1 protein-coding gene is annotated in these 418 nt (G+C 53.1%); it reads left to right on the forward strand.

Annotated elements, in window-relative coordinates; translation table 11 throughout:
* Positions 1-232: hypothetical protein (locus tag ACRHNM_RS16265; protein WP_431137690.1), on the forward strand; the 232-nt coding region annotated here is incomplete at its 5' end.
* Positions 233-418: the final 186 nt, after the last annotated feature.

The raw sequence follows: 418 nt of genomic DNA on the forward strand, positions 1-418 counted from the left end.
GATTATTGTTTACCGTTTGTTTCTGCTCGAATCGCTTCCGGAGCAGCGCGTGGAAGCGGTCAAAAAGCAAATCAAAATCCGCCCGATCCATGGGCCCGGTATGCGTTTGGTAGGAAATATCGAAATCCGCTTCGAGTTTCCTGCGGTATCTCCGGAACTTATTCCGCGTTTTCCCGCTCAGATGCGCGGCCATGTACTGGTCCAGGCTTTCGTATTTTTCCAGGTTGCATAGGAAGCCCGGGTACTGCCTCGATTTTTTCAAACGCAGTTTGCCGGAGGCCTCTGGTGACGGCCAATTGGAAGGGACATCGTAAATCAGGAACACCTTCCGGCGGGGTTGCTGCACGCCGTGGTTTTCCAACCGGTATGCCATGGCTTTACTATCCCGGCCGCAACAATTGACATACAAGGGCTTCCC

The sequence above is a fragment of the Psychroserpens mesophilus genome (assembly GCF_050617655.1).
GTDB classification, from domain to species: Bacteria; Bacteroidota; Bacteroidia; order Flavobacteriales; family Flavobacteriaceae; genus Psychroserpens; species Psychroserpens mesophilus_A.